The following is an 18,491-nucleotide window of genomic DNA, read 5'->3' on the forward strand; positions in this document are numbered from 1 at the left end:
GCCTTTTGTGTAAGTTCAGGGAGATTAGAACTTATAAGTTACGTTAGCAAATACTCGACGACCCCAAGGATCGTAAAGTGATGAGCCAGAACCATTACCAGAAACGTAGTCAGGTAGTAGCTTATCGAAGACGTTACGGAAACCTACTTCAACAGTCGCTTTGTCTAAGTTGTATCGCGCAGAGATATCATGCGTGAAGTGGCTACCAATATATGAGTGTTCTTGGTCTTCTGTAGTATCACCGCGAGGCTCGCCATCAGCAGTCAAAGTGTCTTCTAAGTCAATTAGCGCTGAACGGTCAATAAAGCGTGTTGACCAAGTTACAGATAGATCATCTAAGCGGTAGTTGACACTGAAGTTACCCTGTAATTCAGGGTCACCAAGCTCACCATGCTCTCTACTAATTAGCTCTGGACGGTTTTGGAACTGATATGTGTTGAATTCTAAAGTATGACTTAGGAATAAGTTAACTCTTGCTTCACCTGGCAGGTTGAAGTCGGCAAGGTCAAGTTTATATTTCAGATCAAAATCGATGCCTTTTAATTCAAGCTTCGCTGTATTTAACTCACCTGATTCAACTTGTGTAATTTCTAAAGTACTCGAGTCACGTGTTACTTGACCACAGAAAGTCGGGTCAAGGTCAGGACCGTCTACACAGTTATCAGCTACAGTTTGTACTGAAAGGCTGTCGATCGCATCGGTGATCTCAATATCGTAATAGTCAATACTGAACGTCAGATCGTCGATTGGGTTCATTACTAAACCAACCGTTAATGATTCTGATGATTCAACGTCAAGATTTGGGTTACCACCGCTGATAACGCGTTTACTTACCGCATCATCAGGCTGGAAGTTAGTCGGAATACCTAGTGCTGCACAGTTCTTAGCACGGTTCGGTTGGTCACCAACATTATCAGCATCACAAGGATCAGCAACACGACCAAAACCAGGTGAACGAGGTGAGAAAGCTTCAGCAATGTTTGGTGCTCTTACTGCTTCACCATATGTACCACGAAGACTGTAGCCTTCAATTGGCGACCACATAAAGCCTGTTTTCCAAGAATCTACTTTACCTGCATGCGAGTAATCTGCTTTACGGAATGCTGCATCTAAAGTTAGTTCGTGCGCTAAGAAAGCATCCGCTAAAATAGGTAAACTTGTTTCAATAAAGGTTTCAGATACATCGTACTCACCGTACGTATTCGGTGTTGCAGCGTTCGCCATTGCACCTGAACGAGTCAGTTCATCAGTTAATGTTTCAGACGATTCCCAGCGCTTTTCATAACCTACAGCTAAACCTACCGCGCCACCTGGTAATTCAAAAAACTCAGCTGTATCAAACGATACTGAACCACCAAAGTAACGTTGCTTGATTGTATCGTTACGCTGAACGTCAGCTGTTACCCAGTCTTGCGCTGCTTGCGAAGCTAAGCCATGACCGAATGGGTTGTAAGGTACACAAGCATCACGATTCACAGTTGCAGGGTTTGAGTAGCCATCAGGTTGGGCTGATGGTACGTTTGCTCTACATGCTGCTTTACCTGTTTCTGGGTCGATTACAGCATCAATCGCAGCAGCATAGTTGCCTACAATTAGGTCATTTTGAGTGATACGGTCGTTTTCTGTGCGACCATTTGAGTAGTAAACATCGTAATCGAACGGTGTTTCGCTCAGCTCAAAAGCACCTTTTGCACCAAATACCATTCTGAACGTTTCACGTTTGTTATCTGCAGAACGGTTACCAATTTCATCAAAGAATTTGTTTGCGAAAGCGGTTTCTATCCCTTCAGCAGCAAAAAAGTCTTTTGTTGCTTGAGGAATGAATGGGTTCTCTGCAATTGTTACTCGGTCTCTGTTGAAACGGAAGCTAGGTTGGAATTGCTGAGCAATATCAGCTCTTACATATTTCACATCAGAGTAGAAGTTTAGTGCTTCAGAAACTTCATAGTTGAAGGTAGTAGCAACAGTTACTTTTTCTCTCTGAGGAAGGAAGTTTTCATAATCAGATGGGTTGAAGCAGTATTTACAGCCATCAGGGAAAGAACCAAATGCAAAGCTGCTTGTAAGATCACGAGTAGGCATTAATTCACCCACACCATCATTAGAGAAAGTGTAGTTGTAAGGGCCTGCTAGTAAAACACCATTAGGACTAATTCGTTCTGAAGTAACATTCTTAACCCAGATACGGTCTAAAATACCATCTTCTTCACCCTTGTTTTCTGGGTTTGGAACGTGACCATCAGTATTATAATTTCTGATGTCTCTCGCCATTACTTCATCAATAACATCTTTACCAACGAAGAAAGTTACATTACCTTTGCCGTCTGAAGTCGTCGCACCAGCTAGTAAACTAGTTGTAAGGTTTCTATTACCCACACCTTCAGTCGAGTTGGAGTAACTAGCTTTAACTTCTAGACCTTCAAAGTCATCACGTAAAACAATGTTAACAACACCTGATACAGCATCAGAACCATAGATTGCAGATGCACCACCTGTGATTACATCAACACGTTTTATTAGAGAGCTAGGGATTGTAGATAAATCGACTGTTGAGCTACCAGCAGAACCAGCTACATGTCGCTTGCCGTTTACTAGAACAAGAGTACGTGCCGTACCTAGACGACGTAAGTCGATGCTACTTGAACCTGCTGCAGAGTTGCTACCAGAGTTTGCACGAATTGTCGCAGTTGCACCGATAGCCGGAAGTTCAGATAGTACAGAAGCAAGGTCAGGAATACCTGCTCTTTCAATTTCTTCGCCAGTTAAAGTGATTGTTGGTGCTGGTTGAGAAAATTCATATCGAGCGATACGAGAACCAGTGACTTCTACACGTTCAATCTTACTTGCTTCATCTTTTGAATCAGCTTCATTTGCAAAAGCTGGAGCAGCAACAAACCCAGATAAGGAGGCCGCAAGAGCTGTGCTTATTGCTATGTTCAATTTATTTTTTTTCATTGTTTTCCCTTTATGATTTTATTCAGCTCATTTCAAAAGCTGAAACAACATAATAAGGAAAGTAAATATATAATAAATATTTGTTACAAAATTGCGATATTTGCATTAATTTATTTTTGCTTAGTATTAACTTTTGTACCTTTTTAGGTTTTTTGCGGGTTATCATGTAATTTTTTTGTAAAGATATACAGTATACATAGAGGTTCGCGGAAAGTTTGTAAATAAATCAATACAAAATCTGGTTTTTAAGTGTTTGAACAAAAGCAAACTTCTTTCTAATTAAAGAAAAAAATCTAAGTAGAGAACATAGAAACAAGGTGGTAATCTGAGTATTCAATAATAAAAGGAGAAAACATGGATCCAGTTAGCCAAATTTTAGAATTTGTATTTCAAGTCGAATTCTTTCTACTGCTTTTTGTGATTATTGTCTTAAAAAGTAGCATCAAATTTGTACCACAAAATCGTGCTTGGATGGTTGAGCGTTTTGGTAAGTATCAATCAACCAAAGAAGCGGGTTTGAATTTTATTGTCCCTTTCATTGATCGTGTCGCTGCGGATAGAAGTTTAAAAGAGCAGGCGGTTGATGTGCCTTCTCAGTCAGCTATTACCAAAGACAATATCTCTTTAATTGTTGATGGTGTTTTATATTTCAGAGTGCTAGACCCGTATAAGGCCACTTACGGCGTTGATGACTATATTTTTGCGGTTACCCAATTAGCACAAACTACAATGCGTAGTGAACTGGGTAAAATGGAGCTAGATAAAACTTTTGAAGAACGTGATTTACTGAATACCAATATTGTTGCTGCGATTAACTCAGCATCAGAGCCATGGGGTATTCAGGTATTACGTTATGAGATTAAAGACATTGTGCCACCTAATTCTGTAATGGAAGCGATGGAAGCTCAAATGATCGCTACCCTTACAAAAATAAAGTGTGAAACAAGTGAAAAGCAAAATAAAACAAAAGCTTACTCATTTTCACTGCTTAACCCCAATTTTCAACAAAATGTGTGAAAATTCTGTTTTAAATTTCACACAAATTTTTGACTATTAAAATATTACAGAGTACTAAGCTTACCCTTATTTAATTAGTATTTCACTCTTAGAGTGTTTCTTGGTCGCATTTCACTTGTATTTTTCTTTATAACTTTTATAAATGCTCGAGAGAAAGAGGCGTCTGATTTGTATCCAGTTCTAATGCAACACTTAAATCATAACGAGTGTTGTCTTGCAAAAGAGTAGAAGCGAGAGATATTCTCCATTCGGTTACATAATCGGTAAGCGTTGTTCTGACTAACTCCCTAAACATTTCAGCAAAGCCTGTAAGTGACATTGCACCCTCTTTTGTCTTTAAAACCTTTGTGTTTGAGAACTTTAATATCATCCTTTTTTGGCTCACTTGCTTCATCATCTTATAATGAAAAATATTGGTTATACGCTTAATGTTTTCTTCGCTAATAGATTTGATGGTTAGGCTCTTTGGTAGTGCTTCAATCAATTTTTTGGGTAACTCCTGAGGTTTGAGAGCTAATACACAGTAAAGTATTTCGATCTTTTCTCCCTGTCACTGTCTAAATGATGCTATGAAATTGTTTTGCGCAACTAAATCAGGAAACTTTTCTTGAGGAACTTTGCTCATATTCGCTGATTTTAAAGTCCTCCTTGCATAACCTCTTTCTCAGCCCTCTACAACCTAAGCTATTTCTGTTTTGATTGAAGGTGGCTTTGGCTCTTTTACGTAAATGTAATTCCCCGCTGTTATAACTTTTGCGGGGCACCTCAGATAAGCATAATAGACTAAGCGCCTTACACTCATTAATTAACAAAGCTTACTGGAAATACCGAAGATAGTTTCTTAAAGGTTTTAAACGTCACTTTGTTTTTTACGCAGGAGGGCTTTGGCTTTTTAATACCTATTTTCCAACCAGAATTCTTTATTTTCCATGAGAAGCCTTAACAGTTTTGCTCACTCACCTTCAAACTTAGCTTTCCTGCTGTAAAGTATTTTATCTTATCTTATCTTTGCCAGACACGGACTTCATTACTTCTGAAAAAGAGGCACTTTTAAAACAGCTTGATGAAGCTGATTTGAACAGAAAAAACCTGCATTATAATGAAAAAGGTGCACTGATATATACATTAAGTAATGGTGAAACTGTTGCAATATCTGAAAGGCGCTTAAAAAGTGCAATCAGTAAAGTGTTAACTATTAATTAAATATAAATAAGCCTATTTTTTGTGAAAAATATGAGCCATCGCTTCAATTTACTAATGATTAATCTAACTTTAGGTGGTCACTTTTAATGTTTTTAATTCTTCAAGGATGTTTATAGCTTTAAGTTTATTTTTCATATGTTCTGAGTTCAATGGGGCTGTATCAATTTTTAGAGATTCTTTCATCCCCGTAAGGAAATCACTTCTATCATCTTGTTTTTCATGCATTGACGTTGGTGCAATTAAATGCACGCCCACACCAGAATAAATTAAGCCTGAATGCATAAGTTCCTCAGTCATGAAAATTCGTTCTCTTTGTGATATGTCATTAACATCATACTTTTGAGCAATATTATTCAAGTTTAGTGAAGCTTGATTTGCTTCAGGGCTTATTGAAATAGAACTGTTAGTAAAAGTACTTTCTTCTGTTTTTAAATTATTACCATTTATTGGTTGATCTTGTTTATAAAACTCTACTGAATTGGAGGTTGTAACTTTCACATTATTTCTCTTGTATTGAATTTAACTCACTTATTTCAAAATTAATTATATGTATATTCGCTGAATAAAATTAAGTCTGAACCTAGAACTACGTTCACTAAGTATATAGATATGAACTATCTGCATAGTGAAGGGGTAAAAATACATTGCGTGTTATCTACAAATGAACAATCCCAATATAGGTTCATCATTGCTGCTATCAGGGTATGTTTAACAGCTCAAAATAGACAATAGACTGAACATTTGTTCAACTACTTCATTATTATTGAAACCTTCCACTTGGCTTGTAATTTTCAGAAGACAAAACCTTACTCTTTTAGCCTAAATAATAGTTCGTCTCTAAAGTAATCTAGATATCCATCCAAAACGCTTTCTTAGTAGTAAAAACTTTTAGTGTTAGTAATGATTTCAACTACTAGGACTAAAGGAAGTGCGAAATGTACTTTCTATCATGTGGATTTTGTGTTCACAGAATGCTCAATCGATATCATCACTTTTAAGTGAACTTAAGCACGAAAAGAAAATATTTAGTGCTGTTATTAGGACACTCAACACAAACAACAAAGCCTTGATAGGCAACTAATTTGAGCGTGTTTGAACCTCAGCATTTAAAAGTGCTTTCTCGCTCTTAATCTAGGAAATTATAAAATGAACAAGCTTTTTACTTCACTGGTAGCTTTTTCAGTCTTGAGTACAGCGTCTATTGCAAGCACGAATAATGTCGTGCTTGGAAAGTACGTTGGTAATGGGACGACCTCTACATCCCAAAAATCTATAGATGTAGGTATTGATCTAGTCAATCAAGAAGGTGTGATAATACATCGTGCTCCAGTTGACTCTGGTGTGCTTTGGTTTGACACCATAAATGATGGCGGTAGTTATTTGGATAGTACTATGAACGAGGGCCTTAGCTCTACTAGTACATTTCTTGGCTTTACAGAACAAGGTTTTACTGTCCAAAGCAATTCGAATTACATGAACGCACAAGATCAAGAGTACAACTATTTAGCACTAGCCGAAAAAGCAGGCTTTCTTGATATTGTTACTTATACCGGTGATCAGTCTGCCAGTCGTACCATACCTCATAATCTCGGATCCAATGTGGGAATGGTGATAATAAAAAATATTTCTGATGCGCAAGATGGCATTGTTTGGCATAAGGCCTTGTCGTCAGATAGCGATATGGAGAATGTATGGCTGTTTGGCAACTCTGGTTCTAACTCTTCTACACAATATGCTTATGCATTTGGTAATAAGCAGCCCGATAATAACAGCTTTCATGTTGGGGCAAGCTCTTTTACCAACGGCAATGGCAAGCAATATATTGCATATGTTTTTGCTGATAACCCACAAGCTGGTGTCACGGTTGGTAAATACACAGGTAATAACACAGACGGTGTTCTCGCATCTTTTCCTTGGCAACCTGACGCTCTAATACTAAAGCCAATTAATACAAGTTTAGCTAGCAACTTTACTATGTGGAGCCCTCATATAGGCAAAGATCGATACAACATTCTCGATAGAGTAAGAGCAGGCTACGACACCGTACTTGGGGCCTTCATGGAGTTAAATCGAGACGGAGAGTTAGTTAAAACCACTCGTGTTTCAGGGCATGAAAATTCTTTTAATGAAACTGGAAAGGACTATATATATATAGCCTTCAAGAATATGGGCCCAGATTCAAGTTCGCCAATTGAAGCACAAGATGACTCTTTTATTTTGACGCAGAATGCAGAGTACACAGTTAATATCTTGGGCAACGACTTAATACCAAATGGTATGGAAACCAGTTTGGTAATAGAGAGTAACAGTAACCCAGCCTTCAGCTCTCAAGTTATAGACGGGCAATTAGTAGTGACAACTCCAAGTTCTGGCAGTACTACAATTACATACTATTTAGAAGATGCATCGGGCTCGGGCATAAGCTCAGCAACTGCGACTGTCACCATAAATGTAAAACCTAAAGATCTTTACGATGAGAATTTAGTTGGAGAATATCACTTTGATGATCTAAATAATGTAGCGGTTGATTGGTCTGGAAATGGAAATAACGGAGCGTTAGTTGGCTCTGTTGAACAGCATAATATGGGTGGGAGTACCGCTTTAAGTTTTGTCGATGGCGCTAGCATTGTTATTCCAGATAGTGATGACTTTTCTATCACCAGCGAAGGTATGAGCTTTTCATTTTGGGCGAGCCTACCGAGTGCTTCAAGTCGACAAGGAGTATTGAGGAAGGGTGACCCAACCATGTGGGAGTGGGAAGTTGGCTTAAATAGTAATGGTCAAAAATTTGGTGCTATGTATCACAAGAATTCAGGTGGTAATATCAAGCACGAAGCAGCTTCAATAAGTACTTACGACTTTAGTCACTATGTCGTCGTTATATCCGGTAATACTGGTTCAGATACGGTGAAGGTTTACAAAGATGGTAAGCAACAATCCACCCAAGTTATCATTAACTATAGCGAAACTGGTTATAACAACGCAGATGCTAATCTTTTCTTAGGTAGTGGTCGAAATGGAAACGGCCACCTACCTTTTAAGGGTAAACTAGCTGACGTTCGTATTTTTAACACAGCGCTAGACGATGTGAGAGTGTCATTAGAGCACAACCATGCAATAAAAGATCGAGCAAAAGCAAGTTTAGTTGCCGAATATCTGTTTGAAGACCCGTCGGATTTAGGTAAAGACACGTCTGGAAATAGTAACCATGGTGCAGTAATAGGCAGTAATCTGTCATCGGTAGCCGGCGCGAATGATGGGCAGGCCGCAGATTTTGGTGGTGGTACATACATCAAAGTGCCGTCATCGCCAGAACTGAGTATTGACGCAGAAAATGGTATGTCAGTGTCTTTTTGGATGAAGCCAGATAGCACAACAAGTTACGACCCTATTATGCTAAAGTCCTCCCCTGGCGAAAATAAGGTAGAATGGGGAGTAACTCAGGTCAATGGAAAGGTATATCCGTTTATATTTGGTACTTCAGGCTCAAATCTAGATAAATCTAGCGGAGTATTGTCATCAAGTAGCTGGCAGCATGTAGTTATTACCTATGAAGCAATAGCACCGGGAACTAGAGAGCCTGCAAACCGAATAAAGGTGTTTGTTAACGGTGAGGATGTAACGCAAATAGATGGCCCAACACATACTCTTTATTATGACAATAGAGACGCGCCATTGAATATTGGTCAATGGTATAACATTTATGGTGCTTCTTACTACATAGGCGAACTAGACAACCTCCGCATATTTAAACGAAAGTTAACCTCAGAAGAAATTACACAAGAGTATCAAGGTACATTAATCTCACCTGCACAACCAGAAAACCCAGCAGATGACAGTTATTCACTATCTTTATATGATGTTCATTTACTTGATGTACTCGCTAATGATTCCCTACCTGAAGGGCAAACTGTTGAATTAAGAGTTGCGGATATCGGCTCTACTTTATTCAGTGTATTTAGCGTAGGTGATAGGCTAGCATTTGTGGCTACAGAACCTGGTAGCTATGAATTCTCATACTCAGTTGTATCAGATGCTGGTGAAGTGCTAAGCACAGCTAATGTTGAAATATCTGTATCAGCGAGTACTGTTTCGAATGATGAAGCTTATGCTATATCTGATGACTATGTTGCAATTGTAGGCTACGAGAGACAGTTAAATATTCTTGAGAATGATTATTTAGGGTCGACAGATGTATCACTTGATATTCCTACAAGAACCTCACAAGGCGCATCTTTAGGTTATCAAAATGGCATTGTAACTTACACCGCACTAAGCGAAGGCAAAGACGATTTTGTATATAACTTAAGGGATGCTTCAGGTAACGTACTTTCCAGCTCTCTGGTTCAAATTAATGTTTTGGCACCTAGTGCAAATATTCCACATATTAACTTTACTAATATAGATGTTCAGACCTCTACACATAGTGTTGATCTGATGCTATCAGTCGAATATTCAAATATAACATCTTGTGTTATTAGCAGTTCTAAGAACAAAAAGTTAGAAAATGACATTCTAGTTTATGCAGAAGAACAGGGGGGATCTTCAACTTCTTTTAGTAGTTCAGTGGCCTTACCGCTAGAGTTACTTGGCAGTAAAGTTACTCTAAGTTGTTCAACTTCAGAAGGTTTAATCATAGAAAAAGTTATCAGTGCGACAACTAATGATGGCCTTGCAATCCCTTCTTTAAAAATAGCACCTCTAAATGCAGTAAAGGGTCAGCCAAGATTGCTCACAGTCAACTATAGCAATGCGGAGCGTTGTTGGATTACTGAACCTGGCTCTTCATCAGAAGTTGTACTTTTTGAAGGTGCAAGTGAGCAAAGTGGAACAATGAGCCACGAAATAACGGCAAAAGATTTTATTGGTATCTCGAAGATAAATGTCCACTGCTCAAATACCTCACAAGGTGAAGTTATCAGTTCGAAGACCTACTCAACTTCTGAATTCAAGCTAGATAAAGACACAGTATTAATAGGCGAAAGTAACACTTTGAACTGGAACCTCCCGAATGTTGCTTACTGTGATAGCGGTGTAACAAACAGTATTGGAACTGAAGAAATTCTCAGTACTGAGGCCGTCAATTTAAAAATCATAAAATGGCATTGCTTAACAATAGACGGAGAGCCAACTCAATTCTCTACAAGTTACAAAGTCAATAAACTTGAGAAGCCCACAGGGCTATCTATTGAGGTTCAGTAGTGATGAAGAAGAAAATGATGAAAAAAAGAATAATTTTATCGAGTGCTTTTATCTTTGGAGCACTTAATATACAGCCTATCTTTGCTAATCAACTTCCAAATATTTCTCATAGTGTTAGCTCGGATGGTAAATTAATAACAGGGACAGCGGTAGACCCAGATAGTTCTAACACAGTTAGAATTGGTGTTTGGATAGATGGTCAGTCACAGACAACACTGTATGCATCTGGCGGTCATTTTAGTTACAACATACCTGTAAGCTTTTGGGACGGGCAAACTCATACAATAAAACTTAATGCAGTTGATATTGCACCCGATGGAACAGCTTCTGGCAGTGTTATTAACTCTGTAAGCACTAACTTTATCGTGCATCCAAAGCCTGAGGCTACAATATTCTGGTCTCCTTCTTACGTTGCTTATGGTGAAAGTTCAACATTAATCTGGTCATCTAAAAATGCTAATGACTGTTTTATATCTGGTGAATCAAGAGGCACTTCAGGATCTTGGGTTGGGCAGAATAGAACTTACAATCAAACAGTTTCAATGTACTGTTCTGGCGCAGGTGGAAACTCAGCATTAGTGTCTTCCCAGCTTACTGTAGGCGCAAAAGTAAATAATGCTCCATCTATTAACATGAATGTGAATTCATTATTTTATGAAGGGAATGTTGTTTCAGCTTCAGCAACAGCATCAGATAGTGACGGAACAATTAATAAGGTTGAATTTAAGTTGTATTCGTCTTCTGATTTAGTTAACTCTATAAGTGAATCTTTAGATTCAGTAGCTCCTTATGAATTTACAACTTCTGGGCTATCTAAGGGCAGCTATACTTTAATCGCAACTGCTGTGGATAATGAGCAGCTATCAACTAAAGTTCAGTCAGAGTTTACTGTAGAAGAAGAGCACAAGCCGCTTTATTTCAGTGGTTTGAGCTACTCCCCTAATCCTGCAAATGTTGGTGATGTTCAAACATTCTCATTCTCTTATCAAAATGCTGTTAAATGCTGGATGGACAGCACTAAAAATGCTCGATGGAGTAGTGATACTATCTATGTCGACAGCGGTATTAACAAGAGCGTTTCAGGTACATACGAATGGACAAGTAGCCCTAGAACAATTGCAGACTCATGGACTCAAACAGTTAGTTGTTTAGCTGAAGACGGTACTATCGAAGACAGAACGATCACTAATACTATTAATAGTGTTAGTACAGAAGCTCCTATTGTTTCAGCATTAAATACTCAAGAAAGTTATCTTAGCTCTGAAAGCGTATCTTTTACTGCAGAGGTTGTTGACCCTGAATCTCGGTTATCTAAAGTTAAGTTTGTTGTATCTTTGGCAGCGACGGGGCAGCATATAACGACAGTAGATGGAATACACTTAAGTAATAATATTTATTCCTTTAATCAAAACTTGGTCCCTGGTCAGTATTTAGTGAGAGTTATTGCAGAAGACTTAGATGGTGGTGTTTCTAATACTTCCTTTAAAGCTTTTAGTGTGACAAGCCCTAGCTCTCCAAAAATTAAACGTCTTGCATATTTTAATAACCCAGTAAGTATCGGAGAAAGCCAAACTTTCATTCTTGAATATGAGAATGTTTATAGTTGTTTTATGGATCATAGGCTAAACCCAAGGTGGGATGCAGATGTAATTTATGTTGCAGATACTGGCTCTTTGAAATCAGGTAAGTTTGAAGTTCAAACAGGAGTTAGAAATAAACCTGATAGTTGGGTTCAAACTGTTAAGTGTGTAGGCTTTGATGGTGAAGAAGTTACTGCGTCTACCCAAAATGTGATTGAGGACCTTCAAAATAACACAGGTTCAGATCAAGTAGTTGCTATTGAAAACTTATCATATGAACCTTTTAGAGTAGCGGTAGGTCAAACACAAGTTTTTTCATTTTCTTACAGTAATGCAAGAAGATGCTGGATGGACGCATCGAAAAACCCGAGGTGGAATAATGATGTTACTTATGTAAAAGATGATGGCACACTTAAAACGGGCACATATACAGTAACTTCATCGCCAAGACTAGAAGAGGATACTTGGACACAAACCGTTTCTTGTGAAGGTGCAGATGGCACTGTAGTTGATATGTCAACAACCACTGGCGTATTTGCTAAAACGGATATTTTTAAAGCCAGCTTTGGGCCTAATAACCCTGCATTCGTAGGTGAAAAACAATACTTAGAGCTAGAGTATATCAAAGTTAAAAGATGTGAAGCTCGAGCGATTGATAATGAAGACTTAGTCAATGATATTGTATATTTTGACTATGGAGTTAAAGAAAAGTCAGGAATTTTTAGAACAGAGCTGTTTTCTTCTCCAACTGTTAAGTCATATCAAAGACATATCACTTGTTATGGTGCCGATGATTCAATAGATCAGATAACTGCATCAAACGAAATCATCGAAGGTACCTCTAAATCTCTTAATCTGACGTGGAATCCCGTAGAAGGGGCTGATCTTTATAAATTGGAATTAACAAGATTAGGTGAACCTAATAATGGCGTATATAGCTGGTATACGGATTCTAGTTTTGCAATTGTAGATATTAGAGAAACAGATAACTATTCTTTAACTTTATCTCCATGTATTAACAATCCTTTAGGTACATCTAATCATGTTTTTTGTTCCAGCTTAGAAGACTCCTTAAGTGTGCAATTCGATTTATCTGATGTGTGGGATGTTAATAGTACCAGTCAGATTATCTCTGAGGTTTTATCGTTCCAGGATAATAAGCGGTTCGACTATAAGGAAGATTTTGTAGCTTCTTTTGCGGCACCTTCTGATTTAGCCAATAACATCCAACAGGTAGAGTTTATTTTGTCTAATGGTCAAAAGGGGATAGCTCAACTTATCGATGGAAAGTATCAATTTAATTTCGGTAGCTTAGATATGGGTAAGTACAGATTAACTATAGAAGTTACCTCAAAGCTTGGCGCTAAAGTATCAACAACAATAACAGTGCTAGTTGTTATTACAAAGAGAGGGACTGTTTATATTCACTCTGATGCCTTTGGTTCTCCATTAAAAAGTACAAATGATAATGGGGAGAATTTGTAATGAATTTAAGTGTAATAAAATTAGAAAAGCTTGGGAGTACTAAGTTGAACAAACAAAATATTATATTTAATCCCTTTCTTCTTTCAGCTTCATTAATAGTTGGGTCCAGCTTGCCTGCATTTGCAGCAACAGATATTGCGTTCAATTATCAAGAAATGATGAGAAAGTCTAAAACTGACATAACTTTAACAACTAACTTATTTGGTGATAGTGTAGACCGTTTTTCAGGTGCATTAAACTTTGAACAAGTTGATGTCTCGATACCTGGTAATTTTAATCTACCAGTAGAAATCAGGAGAGCCCTAAAAGGTCCTAACAACTGGATCAGAGAAACAAGAGATTTTGCCAACTGGTCACTTTCATTGCCTTATATAAAATCTAATTATTTAACTAAAGAAGATGGTACTAGTTCATCATCATGGGCTGGCAATGCGCCTTGTTCAGCTAGGTTAAATAGTAATCCATACTATAGAGTGAATAAGAGTGGCGTAGATTATTATGCTTATCCTGTAGAGTATTGGATCGGAGAGCATTTATCCATTCCAGGCAGAGGTGAACAATCTGTTCTTGACAATAATGGAGAGAGGGCTCTTAAAAATGGTTGGAAAATTGAGTGCGGAACGAATAACGGCAATGAATTTTTTATTGTCACAGATGATGATGGCAATAAATATACGTTATCTGAGCCGAGAACTCTAAAATCATCAAGAAATTATAGATTGTCAGTAACTCCCCCTAACATCGAATGTAGCACTTTAACGTTCGAGAACTTAGTAGGTGATACAGGTGATCTAACTAGTTCGGGGTCAAAAGATAATAGATCTGGAGACCCGGTGCAAACAAATACATGTGCTGAGAACGAAGAGTTGACAAAGCTTGAAGGCTCTGGGGATACAGCCACTCTGCCGATGTATTATAAGTTCTATCTTGCTACTAAAGTTGAAGATAAATTTGGTAATACCGTAGACTATCAATATTCAAATGGAAAATTATCTAGTATCGATGCTTCGGATGGCCGTTCAATATCTATAAGTTATGACTCAAATGGTAGAATTGGCTCTGTTACCGCAAACGCGCAGACATGGGAGTATCATTACGATGAGAATGGCCCAGTTACTTTAAGTGAAATTATTTTACCTAATAACAGCCGCTGGAGTTTTGAACACGATAAGTCAGCTACAGGCCTTTATGGCAGCTATGGTTTTAGTACCCCTCAATTGTCGTTAAGTGGCGATTATTGTTTGGCAAGTGAGATTGTAGGAAATGGTAAACCATACATTAAAATAACACACCCATCAGGTGCTAGCGGTCAATTCAATATGGACTATCGTTGTCAGAATAGTTCTGATGTGCCTAAGTTTAGAGTGCCGAATACACAGTTCTTTGCTGATTCTCATTGGATCCCGAATTCTGTTAGAGTACCTTCATTAGCATATAAACAAATAGCGGTTGGAGGGAAAGATTATATTTGGAAATATGCTTACTCACATACAAAAGGATTATTTAAAGGTGATGATGTAAATAGTACACATAGGCTTGGTTATAGTATGCCGGATCTTGCTGCGGAGCATTTAGCTTCTACAACCATTGTTAAACCAGATGGAAGCACTGATGTTCATCTCTATGACCGTAGATTTGGAGAAAGCAATGGACAGTTGAAGAAAACAATGCACCTAGATAAAGACGGTGTGCTTCTTAGGGATAAGGTTTTCAAGTATAGCCTTGGTAAAAATTATGGGCAATCCATGCTTTACCACAATATCAGAATCACTAAAGACTATTGGGATAAGCTTCCATCAATTAACCCTGTTGCAGGAAGAAATGTAAGGCTTGTGGAGTCGGTCGTAACTGACTACACGAATGATAATAAAGAAACTAAGTTTAAAACTAGCATAACAGCATTCAATGAATTTGATCTGCCCTCTATAAAGAGGGAATATGCTCCTAATTCAAATGAGTACAAACAGTCATTAATTGAATTTGTTCATGATGAGGCGAATAATGATCTTAACTTGCCTTCAGGGTTGCAAGTTAAAATGTCATCTGAAGCTTCTTATACTCCTGTTGAAGAGACGATTTATGATGATTTTAGCTTTGGTAGCTCTAAGCTTGTAAAGCTTCCTAAAGAAAATTATCGAAATGGTGCGCTTGTCAGTGTTATCGATTCTTATTTCGATGATGGCAACATAGAGAAAACTACATTTAATAAGTACTTACTCGATGAAATAAATAAGCTATCAATCGGGTTCAGTGATTACAAGCGTGGCATGGCTCAATCAATAGAGCTACCAAATAGGTATAACTCAAATACTCAATTTATCAAAAAGGAAGTTGATAACAGAGGATATGTAACGAGTATAACTGATTTAAATGGCGTTAAAACAAGATATAGATATGATTCTATCGGTCGATTAGTGGCAGTAGACTTAGCTGATGACTCTGGGCTTACAACTAGTCAAGAGTGGTATGACACTTTATATGTTTGGTCTGCAGACAATAGAAAGAAAGAGACATTTAAGTGTAAGCTAGATGGTAGTATGAATACTTGTTTGTCAGAGTCAAAGCTTATTTCTAATGAATATTATGATGAGCTATATAGAGTGACGAGAAGAGAGACTTTTATTGATGGCGCCTCTCAAGCAATATTTAACCAATATACTTACGATTACGAAAATAAGAGAACCTTTAGTAGTTACCCGTCATATTCTCAGGAAGAAACTAAGGGAGAAACAATTGTTTATGATGCATTAGGTAGAACTCTTTCAAAAGAATTGTCAGGGCTTGGTACTATAAGTTTCGAATATGGGCTCCTTAACTCGGTAATAACGAGAAAACCCAATGGCTCTGAAACAACTTCATTTTATCAGAGCTATGGGCACCCAAGCTTGAATTTAAAAGAGAAAATAATTCTACCTGAAAATGTCGAGATGAGCCTGAATTATGATGTTTTGAATCGAGTAATTGAAATAAGCCAAAAAGGAGCTTCTCAAGATGGTATTACCAAAGAATTTGTAGAAACTAGAACATATGACAATTTCGGGAATCTTTGTAAGGTTTCTAGACCTGATATCGGGGATACATATTATGGTTATAGCCCGTTAGGCAAATTACTTTGGTCAGCTAATGATTCAACATCTCAAGCATGTTTGTCTGCTGCTCCTGATGGGGCAACTACTTATAGCTATGATAATTTAGATGATGTGCACCGTATTGATTACCCGAATAACTCAGATTTTATCGACTATATAATGAGTGCGAATGGTGAGTTACTTATTTTAGAAAACTCATCATCAAAGTGGTTATATGACTACAATAATCAAGGTCTTCCCACAAAAGAAGAACTGGTTATAAATGGCGGTAAAAAGCTCAGTGTTGAATATAAGTATGATAGTTTTCAAAATATTAGCAGTACATTATACCCAGATGGAATGAGTCTAAATCACGAGCCAAATTATTTAGGGTTACCTACAAGATTAATAGCAACCTATCCCGATGGTGCTGTAAAAACGCTTGCAGACAATATCAATTATCACCCTAACACTCTTTTGTCCACATTTGACTATGGTAATGGGGTAAGTTTTAAACAAAATTTGCATGATGAGAGTCAATTCATAAAATCGGTTGAGAATAGCTTGAATTTGACGCTTATTACATCGAAAACCTATGAATATGATTCTGTTGGTAATGTGTCTTCTATAGTGGACGCAAAGAATAACGTATTCTCATTAAACCAATTAAATTATGATGGGTTAGATAGATTCACAGGTAGTATTGGTGTGTCTTCATTTGGTGATTCTACCGTAGTTTATGATGGTTTTGGCAATATAGTTAGATATGAAACACATAATTCGAAGTATGACTACAGTTACAATTATGATATCGATACCTCTAAATATGCTGACTCTAGAGCGAACTTGCTAAGAAGTGTTCAAGGAACCGGGAGCAAGAGTAGAGCCTATGGGAGTTTTAGGTATGACCAGCAAGGAAATGTAATCGAGAATGGCCTAGGTAAAATGCATTACTCGGACTCGAATAGGCTAGTCTCATATGAAGATTCTTCTGGTACTGTTGAGTTCGAATATGATGGATATGGAAATAGAATAAAGAAAGTACATGCTTTGAACGAAACTTTCTATTTTTATAGCTCTTCTGGCAACCTTTTATATTCGGAAGCTCTAAGTGGTGGTGTAAATTACATCTATCTTAAGGATCAACTAATAGCTAAGGATGGCTTTGTTGAAGGGCAAAGTGCGGAGGAATATAAAGCTTTTGGCGAAAGTCAAATAGGGGAGAATAGCACAGGTTACACCGGTCATCAGTTAGACAAGGAGCTTCAACTTAATTATATGAAAGACCGATACTACGATCCTGCAATAGGTCGGTTTTATTCAAATGATAGGCTAGACACTATTGGACACAGTGGTTTAGGCAATTTAGTACATGGTTTTAACCGTTATAGTTATGCTAATAATAATCCATATAAATATAAAGACCCTACAGGCTTAGTAGGTATACCGTATAATTTTTTAAACTTTGGTTGGAATCATGATGATGCAAGTGAGGTAGCTTTTGCTTCTCAAATGGAAACTGCATACAACAGTGCTGTTGCTTCCAAAAAGGCAGCGAAAGCTGTTGAAACAGGAGCAAAGACTGGCGCAGTTTTAATTCCAGGGAACGCAGCTTCTACTGTACTTATGGCTGCAACGTTGGTAGAGGTTGGTGTAGCAACGGCTAATTCTGATAGTTTAGCTCCAAGTGTTGCGGAGATTGCAAAAGAATTAGTTGGTAGTGTGATTTCGACGAAATTGAAAGTTGTAAAAGGTGCAGCCGATGTTAAAGATAACCCCATAACTGAAGCTGTTGAGAAGACAACTACCAATGAGTTAAAGAATGCTATTGGAGACGCAATTTATAAGGCCCCTGAACAATCAATAAAGCCAATACCAACTTGTAAAACAAGATCAGAATGTTAGCCTAATTTTCTAAGCTTTTGATTATTAAAACGCTCAGATAAGTTCCTGAGCGTTTTTTATTATGAATATCTTATAT

General features: G+C 37.7%; 7 protein-coding genes. 4 read left to right on the plus strand and 3 right to left on the minus strand.

From position 1 onward, the window contains the following. Window positions 1-24 precede the first annotated feature (24 nt). Window positions 25-2,955 carry a TonB-dependent receptor domain-containing protein gene (locus AC1HJP_RS02130; RefSeq protein ID WP_480360039.1) on the minus strand — a complete coding sequence of 977 codons (2,931 nt, stop codon included), beginning with the start codon at window positions 2,953-2,955 and terminating at the stop codon, window positions 25-27. A gap of 354 nt (window positions 2,956-3,309) precedes the next feature. On the opposite strand from AC1HJP_RS02130, the gene AC1HJP_RS02135 reads away from it, so the two are divergent. Further along, window positions 3,310-3,972, plus strand: coding sequence for an SPFH domain-containing protein (locus AC1HJP_RS02135; RefSeq protein ID WP_480360041.1), 663 nt, complete (start codon window positions 3,310-3,312; stop codon window positions 3,970-3,972). 136 nt (window positions 3,973-4,108) lie between these two features. Here AC1HJP_RS02135 and AC1HJP_RS02140 read toward each other — a convergent pair whose 3' ends face one another. Then, complete coding sequence (locus AC1HJP_RS02140) at window positions 4,109-4,456, minus strand: hypothetical protein (RefSeq protein WP_480360043.1); 348 nt, start codon at window positions 4,454-4,456, stop codon at window positions 4,109-4,111. Window positions 4,457-5,244: 788 nt separating this feature from the next. Further along, window positions 5,245-5,673, minus strand: a complete 429-nt coding sequence (locus AC1HJP_RS02145; RefSeq protein WP_480360045.1) for a hypothetical protein — start codon at window positions 5,671-5,673, stop codon at window positions 5,245-5,247. Between the two features lie 648 nt (window positions 5,674-6,321). Between AC1HJP_RS02145 and AC1HJP_RS02150 the strand changes: the two genes are divergently transcribed. Genes AC1HJP_RS02150 through AC1HJP_RS02160 form a run of 3 tightly spaced genes read left to right on the plus strand, consistent with a single transcriptional unit; the run spans window position 6,322 to window position 18,415 of the window. Then, on the plus strand, window positions 6,322-10,377 hold the full coding sequence (locus tag AC1HJP_RS02150) for a LamG domain-containing protein (protein WP_480360046.1): 4,056 nt from the start codon (window positions 6,322-6,324) through the stop codon (window positions 10,375-10,377). Between the two features lie 2 nt (window positions 10,378-10,379). Then, entirely contained in the window at window positions 10,380-13,442 is a 3,063-nt protein-coding gene (locus AC1HJP_RS02155; RefSeq protein WP_480360252.1) for a hypothetical protein, read from the plus strand. Beyond that, window positions 13,442-18,415, plus strand: coding sequence for an RHS repeat domain-containing protein (locus tag AC1HJP_RS02160; protein WP_480360047.1), 4,974 nt, complete (start codon window positions 13,442-13,444; stop codon window positions 18,413-18,415). The genes AC1HJP_RS02155 and AC1HJP_RS02160 overlap by 1 nt, the downstream gene beginning before the upstream one ends. The last annotated feature ends 76 nt before the right edge of the window (window positions 18,416-18,491 follow it).

Source organism: Pseudoalteromonas sp. NFXS53, from assembly GCF_056629255.1.